2 protein-coding genes are annotated in these 1,963 nt (G+C 67.7%); both read left to right on the top strand.

Annotated elements, in window-relative coordinates:
* A partial coding sequence (locus AOK23_RS36290) for a hypothetical protein (RefSeq protein WP_157878253.1) occupies positions 1 to 406 on the top strand: 406 nt, incomplete at its 5' end.
* Between the two features lie 343 nt (positions 407 to 749).
* A complete protein-coding gene (locus AOK23_RS36285; RefSeq protein WP_055716770.1) occupies positions 750 to 1,940 on the top strand; it encodes an IS110 family RNA-guided transposase in 1,191 nt (396 codons plus the stop codon).
* Positions 1,941 to 1,963: the final 23 nt, after the last annotated feature.

Raw genomic sequence — 1,963 nt, 5'->3', positions numbered from 1 at the left:
GTCCGCCCCACCCGCCGGTGGCTGGTATGACGCCGCGTGCCCGCCGCCCGCCGCCGCACCCGCGCACGTGCACCTCGCCTGGTCCCTGAAACAGACGTGCCGCTTCGCCGGCGCCCAGGGCGACCTGCCCGTACTCCTGGGCTGCGAGACCTCTCCCGCCCACGACACGGCCGACCTGCTCATGTCCTACCGGGCCCGCGTCTGGCGGGTGCGCCTGCCGCTGGTCTGGCCCGAGCCCGCCGACGGCACAAGCGGCCCCCTGCACGCCCTGGCCTTCCACCTGGACGAGTTGTTCACCGACGGCCAGGCCCTCAAGGAAACCCCGCCCCGCCGACGCCGCCCTGGAATTCCATACGCGGACGGCAACGTCATCCATCCTTTCGGCGCCCCCGTCGCACAGCGGTAGCGTGAGGCGGAACGCAGCGAGCCGTGCTGGAGACGGGGTGCCTCTCTGTTCTTCGTCAAGCGTGTGGGCAGCTTCGGCCCGAGGTTCGATCTTCTTCGTGGGGCATGAGCTTGTCCTACCTTCCAAGCGTGGGTCTGAGGCGGTCATTCATAAGATCGTCGGGCCCGGGGGTTCCGGGTATGGCTGTGAGCTTGTCGCCGTTGGATGGCTCAAATGACTTGGCCGCCCGGGGCCCCGCGACGACCCGACCGCTAATTGGGATACGCGACTCGATCGCTGTGTAGGACAACGTCGGCGAGGTCGTCTGCGGGACTGTTGCGACGACGAGCTGGCGGAGGTGACCGTGCCCGAGATCTGGGCCGGCGTGGACATCGGCAAGGAACATCACCACTGCGTGGTGATCGACGCGCAAGGTGAGCGCCTGCTGTCGCGGCGGGTGCTGAACGATGAGTCCGCGCTCCTGGAGCTGATCGGCGACGTCCTCGCGCTTTCCGAGGACGCGTTGTGGGCGGTGGACATCAACCACGGCGGTGCCGCACTTCTCATCGGCCTGCTGCTGGGCCACGACCAGCCGATGGTCTACCTCACCGGCCTCGCTGTTCACCAGGCATCAACTGCTTACCGCGGCCAGAGCAAGACGGACGCCAAGGACGCCTTCGTCATTGCCGACCAAGCCCGCATGCGCAATGACCTCGGCGTGCTCCGGCCAGGCGACGAGATAGCCGTCGACCTCAAGATTCTGGTCCGCCGCCGCACGGACCTCGTCAACGACCGCACTCGCCACATCAACCGGCTCCGAGAGCAACTCCTGGAGATCTGCCCGGCTTTGGAGCGGGCCCTCAGCCTGACGAACAAAGGGCCCGTCCTGCTGTTGACCGGCTACCAGACGCCGGCAGCCATCCGTCGCAGCGGCGTCAGGCGCATAGAAACCTGGCTGAAGAACCGCAAGGTCAAAGGTGCCACCACGCTCGCCCAGGCCGTCGTCGAGGCGGCCCAGGCCCAGCACACTTCGCTGCCTGGCGAGACGCTGGCCGCGTCAATGGTGGCCCGTCTTGCGAAGGGGGTGATGGCCCTCGAAGAAGAGATCGCCGAGCTGGACGCACTCATCGAGGCCCGGTTCCATGATCACCCGCACGCCAGGGTGATCCGCAGCCTGCCCGGCATGGGCGCCATGCTCGGAGCCACCTTCATCGCCGCAACCGGCGGCGACATGGAAGCCTTCGGCACTGCCGACCGTCTGGCGGCGTTCGCCGGCCTGTCACCGGTGCCTCGCGACTCGGGCCGCGTGAGCGGCAACATGCGCCGACCACGCCGCTACCACCGCGGACTCCTGCGGGCCTTCTACCTCTCCTCCATGGCCAGCCTGCGCTCGTGCCCCGCGTCACGGGCGTACTACGAACGCAAGCGCGCCGAGGGGAAAGGGCACAAGCAGGCCGTGCTTTCGCTCGCCCGCCGCAGAGCCAATGTCTTGTGGGCCATGATCCGCGACGGAGCCTGCTATCAAGCTGCACCACCAGTCACGATCGCCGCTTGACTTCCTGATTGGGAAGTCGTTTA

The organism is Streptomyces torulosus, from assembly GCF_001419765.1.
In the GTDB taxonomy this organism is placed as follows: domain Bacteria; phylum Actinomycetota; class Actinomycetes; order Streptomycetales; family Streptomycetaceae; genus Streptomyces; species Streptomyces torulosus.
This window is presented reverse-complemented; position numbering and strand designations above follow the sequence as displayed.